This window comes from Pirellulales bacterium (assembly GCA_019694455.1).
Lineage (GTDB): Bacteria > Planctomycetota > Planctomycetia > Pirellulales > JAEUIK01 > JAIBBY01.
In genome coordinates this window covers 94,985-101,779 of record JAIBBY010000012.1, presented here as the reverse complement: position 1 = coordinate 101,779, position 6,795 = coordinate 94,985, and the positions used below count along the sequence as shown (strand labels likewise).

The window sequence follows — 6,795 nt, the reverse complement described above, 5'->3', positions numbered from 1 at the left end:
GCCAAGAACGCCGCCGACGCGGTGGGCGATGCCGCGAGCGATGCTGCCCACAAGGTGGGCGAAGCCGTCGAAGGCGCCACCCCGTAGCGCTAGTTGGCACGATGCGATCACGACATGCGTGGCGCTTCAGCGCCGCGCATGTCGTATTTTTTGCGCCGACAAAGAATCTCCTCGAAATCCGCCGTGACCGACCAAACCAAAACCGTGCCCGCCAGCGAACTGTTTTCGCTTCGGCTGCCCAACCATCTCGACGCGCCGCGCGTGGCTCGCGCCGCCGTCGCCGCGCAATTGCGATCGATTGGTTACCAGACCGCCGTGCTCCAACGCGTCGAGATCGTGGTCGAAGAAGCCTGCTCCAATGTCGTCAAACATGCCTACCGCGCGGACGAAGAGGCCACTTTCTCGGTCGCCTGCTCTCTCGATCGCGCGCAGCTTAGGATCCGCGTGCACGACCGCGGCGCCCCCTGCGACTTTGCCCATCTGCCGCCGTTCGATCCCGCGCAAGGACAGGACAAGGGGCTCGGCGTCTTTTTGATGCAGCGACTGCTGCCCGAGCTGCGGTTCGTCAATCTGGGGCGCGATGGCAAGGCGGTCGACCTCCTGTTTCCGCTCCCTGGCGGCTGGTCCGAGCATCCGCCTCCGGCGCATCTGGCCGATGCGGAGCGCGAAGAACCATCCCCCGACCCCCGGCAACTGCGCGTGCGCCTGTTTCAACCGGCAGACGCCGCGCAAATTGCGCGCTGCGCCTACCGCGTCTATGGCTACTCCTATTTCGGCGAGCACGTCTACATTCCCGAGCGGCTTATCGCGATGAACGCCGCCGGCGATCTGACCAGCGTGGTGGTGGTCGACGATCGAGATCGCGTCTATGGCCATTTGGCGCTCGTTTTTTCGCCGCTGCGCGAAATTCCTGAGGAAGGACAGGCCTTTGTCATGCCCGAGGCCCGCGGCGGCGGCTGTCTCACGCGCATGAAAACGCTGCTCAACGGCGTGGCCCACGACCGTCGCCTCCCTGGCGTCTTCTCCGACGCCGTCACCGTGCATCCCTATACGCAGCGCGCCAATCTCGGCATGAACTCGCGCGAGTGCGGGCTGCTGCTCGCGTTTGCCCCGGGCAGTGTCCAGTTCAACGACCTGCATGCGGCCGACGACCTGCGCCATTCGCTGGTGGTGTTCTACAAACCGCTCGCGGACTACCAAACCAGCCGCGCGTTTCTGCCCCCGCGCCATGCCGAGATGATCGCCGCCATCCACGACAATGTCGGCGTGCGGCTTGAGCCACTCACCGGCGAAACGCCGCTGGCGGAGAAAACGGAACTCGATGTCGCCTGTGTTGCCTCGCGCGGCATCGCGTATATCGTTGTTAAGGCCTACGGCCCCGATTTGATCGAGCGCTTGCGACAGCAGACACGCGCGCTTTGCCTGCACGGCATGGCCGTGATTCAGCTCGATTTGCCCATGCGCCACTCGGCGGTCGCTAGCCAACTGGAGGCCATCGAAGCGCTGGGCTACTTTTTTGTGGGTGTGGTGCCACACTACTTCGTCGACGCTCCTTCGCTGCGGTTACAGTTCCTCAACAATGTCGAACTGCGCCCCGATTCGGTCGTGTTGGTCTCCGATTTCGCCAAACGGTTGTTCGCCTATATTCAGCGCGGCATGCCCGAATAGTTCCATGAAGTCGTCTCCGATTCGAGTTTGGAAGCCAACCCGCGAACAGTTGCAGGCCGCGCGCGTCCGTCAGGTGCCCGATCTCATCCAGCCCCGCCTTGCAGTGCTGTTTGTCGGCATCAATCCGGGGCTTTATTCCGCCGCCATTGGCCATCACTTTGGCCGCCCCGGCAACCGCTTCTGGCCGGCGCTGCACCAGGCCGGTTTCAGCGAGCGGCAACTGAGCCCCTTTGAGGAGCACGAGCTACTGACCGCAGGTTACGGTATTACCAACGTCGTTGCCCGCGCCACGGCGGCGGCGGACGAGATTGAACCCCATGAGTACGTAGCCGGCATGCGGGCCTTGGTGCGCAAACTCAAGCGCCACCAGCCGCGGATCGCCGCGTTCTTGGGGCTGGGCGCGTATCGCATCGGCTTTGCGCAGCCCAAAGCCAAGATCGGCCTGCAAAGCGAGACTGTTGGTCTCACGCGCCTGTGGGTGCTTCCTAGCCCCAGTGGCCTCAACGCGCACTACCCCTTGCCCCACTTGGCCCAACTGCTCGCCGAATTGCGTCAAGCGTCCCAGGCGTCGTGACTCACGCCGGCGCGTATTGATCTTTCCAAAGGCAGCCCGCCCAGGAAAAGCCCACGCCAAAACCGACGAGCAGCGATTGCGTGCCCCGGCGGATCCGCCCCGCGCGTCGCAGATCGTGAATCAACAGCGGCAATGTCGAAGAGACCGTGTTGCCGTACTCTTCGAGCATGATCGGCATCTGCTGTTCGCTTAGCCGCATGCGTCCGGCGATCTGTTCCAGCATCAACCTTGTCGCCTGATGCATGAGGAACAGTTCGATTGCTTCGCGCCGCGTCTTGCCGGCGCGCAGCACATCGTCGACCAGCTTGGGAATGATCTCCAGCGAAATGGTGATCAGTTCCGGTCCGTCCATATACAACTTGCTGCGCCACCGTTGTCGCTTGCGGGGTGCCAGCGCCGTCTCGGGCGCGCGCATGCCCCCCTCGGTCACCATCAACGTGTCGGCCGCTCGTCCATCGGTGCCAAAGACAAAGCCCCCTAGCGACGGCTCGTCCGCCGCTTCAATCAAAGTGGCCGCCGCGGCATCGCCAAAGATGGTCCGCAGCGAACGGTCGTCGGGGTGAATGTATTTGCTGTACGTCTCCGCCGTCAGCAGCAGCACCCGCCGCGCCATTCCCCCGCGAATCAAACCCTCGGCCAGGCTGAGTCCATATACAAAGCCCGAGCAGCCCAGGTTGAAGTCGAGCGCGCCGACGCGCGTGTTCAATCCCAGCCGCTCTTGAATCAGGCAGGCGGTGGTCGGCAGTGGGTAGTCGGGCGTTTGCGTGCAGAACAGAATCCAGTCGATCGAGGCCCGGTCGATGGCATGCTCTTGGAACAATCGCTCGGCGGCGGCCACTGCCAGGTCCGATGGCAACTCGTCGGCGGCGGCAATGTGTCGCTGACACACCCCGGTCTTGAGCGCGATTTGCTCCATGTTCCAGCTTGGGTTCTCGCGCCCAAGCTGCTCGTTGGTTTCGACACGCTCCGGCAGGTAGGTCGAGATCGGTCCGATCGCGGCGTGCATCAAGCCCAATGCCTCCGCCCGATAGATCGAAAGCGCGCGGCGGCCGACAAGGGATCGTGGCCTGAAGGTGTTACGGAGTGGTGTGCTTGCATCGCCGGTCAGCTTAACCGCGACCCACACTTGCAGAAAGGCCGAGTTACGTGGCGAAATCTGCCCGTAAATCCGCGTTGACCCGTCCACCTCATCCGATATACTCTGCGCCCCGTCGATCCCACGGCCGCGCTCACCCCGCGCGCTGATTTGTCATACAAGCAGGCAAGGAAGCCGCCGGTATGCATCCACTGTGGGCAACATTTGCCGTTGCGCTGGCCATCGCGCTGGCATTGACCCCGCTCGCCCGCTGGGCGGCCCTACGACTCGGCGTCGTCGACCGTCCCGACGGCCGCCGCAAGCTGCACAAGCAACCCGTTCCGCTCTTGGGTGGGGTCGCCCTGTATTTGGCGCTGGTGACTGGCCTGTTCATCGCGCACCGATTCGCCGGCGGCATCAGCGCGCAACTCTCCGAACTATCGGGCGCGATCATCGCCGCCGCCGGATTTGTCTGCTTGATTGGCTGCGTCGACGACATCTGCGATCTCAAGCCCCGCGTCAAGCTGCTGCTACAGATCGTCTCGGTCACACCGGTCGTTGTCGCTGGCTACTATGTCGATCGCGTCGTGGCGTTCGGAGTGCCCATCGAGCTTGGCTGGCTCGGCGTGCCCATCACCGTGGCCTGGCTCGTCGGCTGCATCAACGCCTTGAACCTGCTCGATGGCATGGATGGTCTGGCCGGCACCGTCGGCCTCTCCACTTCGCTCATGATGGCGGTGCTCGCCTCATCCTCAGGGCATCCGCACGTGGCCATTGTCGCCATGGTGCTGGCCGGCGCGCTCGCGGGCTTTTTGATCTACAACCTACCCCCGGCCAGTATCTATCTGGGCGACTCGGGCAGCATGATCATCGGGCTGGTGATCGGCATCCTTAGCATCCAAGCCGCGCTCAAGACCTCGGCCACGCTCTCGTTGACCGCGCCCGCCGTCGCGCTCACCATTCCCATGCTCGACACCGCATTGGCCATCGTGCGGCGCCGGCTCTCGGGCTTGCGCTTCGACGCCGCCGATCGCGGACACATCCATCACCAGTTGCTCAATCGTGGGCTCAGCAACTGGCAAGCGCTCTGCATCATCGGCGCGCTTTGTCTCACCACGGGCGCCGCGGCCACCGCGGCCACACTCTTAAGCTTCGACGCGCTCGGCTGGATCATCGTGCTGGCGGTCATTGTCACGCTGGTCCGCACACGCGCCTTTGGTCATCATGAGGTGGCGTTGGTCAAGTTGTCGCTAGCCGCCGCGCTGACCCGGTTTGTGCAATCTCTGCTCGATTCCGCCCGTCCCATGGCGCGCCGCGCCAAGCACCCCAGCTTTGAGTTCGATTGGCAAGCGCTGGCCGACGAGGCCGCGCATTGGAACATCGGGCGTCTTGAACTGGTGATCGAAGGCCCGGCCACTTCGTCCGTGTGCAGGCACTGGAGCAATCCGGCGGAAGTCGCCGATCAGTCGGCGGGGTGGTCGTACTCCATGCGATTCGACCACGACGATCGGCGCTGCGATCTAGTGGCCAGCGGGCGGCTCGATGGACGCAACGAGCCCTGGCATCTCATTCGCATCGCGCGCTTGCTCAATCATTTTGGCAAGTATTGGGTCGCCCACGCTCACGAAATCGATGGCTCGGCACAGCCCAATCGCACCCTGCCGCTGACGGTCGCGCCGCAGTCCCGCGCCGCCTGAAATGCCAGCGGATGGCCGGCATCTCACTCATTGCTGGCGCCGCATTGGTCACGCCGCGCGGCGAGCGATATACTTCCTCTCAAGCGGGGCGCGGCTGCCTTTCTGCCACCAGACAAGGATGAGCATGCGGTTGTCACGATGGATCACCTTCGGCTGCGTTGCCTTGCTCGGAGCGTGCCAATTGTCCGACTCGATTACTCGTCGCGCTCTCGCCGCTGAGCCCGCTACCGCCTCCTCATCCAATACCGTCAATCGCTTCGCCAACCCCGCCGAATTTGAGCGGCTTTGCCAGTCGGTGCGCGAGCGCAACAGCGAGATCGACGCGCGATCCAAGGCGGGCACGCACCTCGAAACGTCAACGAATCAAGAGTTCGACAAAAAGAATGTCGCCACCTTGCATGAACAAGTCACCGAGCGGGTCCGATTCCCTGGCGGCGTCGAGCATCGGCTGCTGACCAAAAAGGTGAACCTGCTCACCAACCAAGTCATCACGCCGGCTTCAGTTCGCGAGGAGAAGCGCCCGCCGGCCACGATTGAGTTTCCGCTCACCAAGAACGAATCCGCCGGAGCCTACCAATATAAGTTTGTCGGCATGGAAAGCGTTGCCGGCCGCGATCTGGTCAAGATTCAGTTCGAACCCACTGCGCCGCTCGACAACAAGTTTCGTGGTCATGTCTGGGTCGATCCCGCCACCGGCGAACCGGTTCACTTCGCCGGCGCCTGGGCCAAGCTGCCCGCGTTCGTCCACGAAATGACCATGTCGCTCGAATGGGGGCCATCCGAGAATGGGCACACGCAGTGCCGGCGCTCGGTCGTCGCCGGCTCCGGTGGCGTCGCGTTCATCTTCAAGCGTTACCGCATCGAAACCGTGCTCTCGGGCTATCAACCCGCGCCGTAAGCGCTAATGCTATCGCTTCTTCAGGCGGCGACACGCCCAGATAGCGCCGATGCCGCTCAACAGGGCCAGTGCGAGCGATGTCGGTTCGGGCACGATCTCCGCATCCATCCGCACATGGTCGTAATCGGTATCGGCAGTGGCGTTTTGTACGGTCTTCCTAAGGAGGATAGTCAGCGGCAGGCCATACAGGCTCGGATCCAAAGTCGCGCTATCCACGACGATGGTCCGATCAACGAATGTGCCCGGCGTCGGCGTCACCGCATCGGTTTCGCGGGCAATCACTTTTGCGTCGACTCCTATGCCCGCAATGAGCATAAAGTCATAGCCGCCGTAAGTCGCTCCATACTGGTTGCCGATCTGTCGCTGACCCACTGCGACCGTCAGGCGATAAATTGCGTTGGCGGCAAGAACAGGATCGTCGCCGTTGTTCAGTATCTCGTCTGGACCGGCAAGTTGTTGTTCGATGGTGTAATCCCCGAAGCCGAATACAAATCCGACCTGCGATCCATCGGCGCCAGCAGGAGTTCCATTCCCGCCCGCAGTCGCATAGTCGAGCGCGGTCGGGTTATAAATTCCGGCGGAGTCGCCAATTGTCCAACCATACGTTCCCTGCTGATTCGGTGGGAGCAAGAGGTCATACCCCCCGTCCACCTGCACCGGCGCTTCGAAACTGGGATTCGCGATGGTAATCGGCGCCGCCTGTAACCTGTGATCCCCAGTGAATACCGCGAACAAAACCAAGCTGACCGTCACGTTGCGAAGCTGAAATCGTTGGATGTGCATGTTCATTCAAGACCATTGGAGGAGTGTTTTGCCGTTGATTCCCCATTGCGAGCACGAGGTCGCATGAAATTCGCGCGTTGCCATGCGAATGCAGGCATGT

6 protein-coding genes are annotated in these 6,795 nt (G+C 62.7%); 4 read left to right on the top strand and 2 right to left on the bottom strand.

Features of this window, described 5'->3' with window-relative positions:
* Positions 1-183: 183 nt before the first annotated feature.
* Together K1X71_07250 and mug are read left to right on the top strand one after the other, a co-directional pair.
* A complete protein-coding gene (locus tag K1X71_07250) occupies positions 184-1,668 on the top strand; it encodes an ATP-binding protein (protein ID MBX7072929.1) in 1,485 nt (494 codons plus the stop codon).
* A gap of 4 nt (positions 1,669-1,672) precedes the next feature.
* Entirely contained in the window at positions 1,673-2,242 is a 570-nt protein-coding gene (gene mug, locus K1X71_07245; protein MBX7072928.1) for a G/U mismatch-specific DNA glycosylase, read from the top strand.
* 1 nt (position 2,243) lies between these two features.
* On the opposite strand, the gene K1X71_07240 is transcribed toward mug, so the two are convergent.
* Positions 2,244-3,251 carry a ketoacyl-ACP synthase III gene (locus K1X71_07240; protein ID MBX7072927.1) on the bottom strand — a complete coding sequence of 336 codons (1,008 nt, stop codon included), beginning with the start codon at positions 3,249-3,251 and terminating at the stop codon, positions 2,244-2,246.
* Positions 3,252-3,520: 269 nt separating this feature from the next.
* Between K1X71_07240 and K1X71_07235 the strand changes: the two genes are divergently transcribed.
* Together K1X71_07235 and K1X71_07230 are read left to right on the top strand one after the other, a co-directional pair.
* Positions 3,521-5,014, top strand: coding sequence for an undecaprenyl/decaprenyl-phosphate alpha-N-acetylglucosaminyl 1-phosphate transferase (locus K1X71_07235; protein MBX7072926.1), 1,494 nt, complete (start codon positions 3,521-3,523; stop codon positions 5,012-5,014).
* Between the two features lie 124 nt (positions 5,015-5,138).
* A complete protein-coding gene (locus K1X71_07230) occupies positions 5,139-5,912 on the top strand; it encodes a hypothetical protein (protein ID MBX7072925.1) in 774 nt (257 codons plus the stop codon).
* A 9-nt stretch (positions 5,913-5,921) separates the two neighbouring features.
* Here the strand turns inward: K1X71_07230 and K1X71_07225 are convergent, their stop codons facing one another.
* Positions 5,922-6,701 (bottom strand): PEP-CTERM sorting domain-containing protein, encoded by a 780-nt coding sequence (locus K1X71_07225; protein ID MBX7072924.1) that lies wholly within the window; start codon positions 6,699-6,701, stop codon positions 5,922-5,924.
* Positions 6,702-6,795: the final 94 nt, after the last annotated feature.

What these genes read in the sequence shown, in the direction of transcription:
- mug (MBX7072928.1), top strand. Translation starts at nt 1,673, where the DNA reads ATGAAGTCGTCTCCGATTCGAGTTTGGAAGCCAACCCGCGAACAGTTG.
- K1X71_07235 (MBX7072926.1), top strand. Translation starts at nt 3,521, where the DNA reads ATGCATCCACTGTGGGCAACATTTGCCGTTGCGCTGGCCATCGCGCTG.
- K1X71_07230 (MBX7072925.1), top strand. Translation starts at nt 5,139, where the DNA reads ATGCGGTTGTCACGATGGATCACCTTCGGCTGCGTTGCCTTGCTCGGA.
- K1X71_07225 (MBX7072924.1), bottom strand. Translation starts at nt 6,701, where the DNA reads ATGAACATGCACATCCAACGATTTCAGCTTCGCAACGTGACGGTCAGC.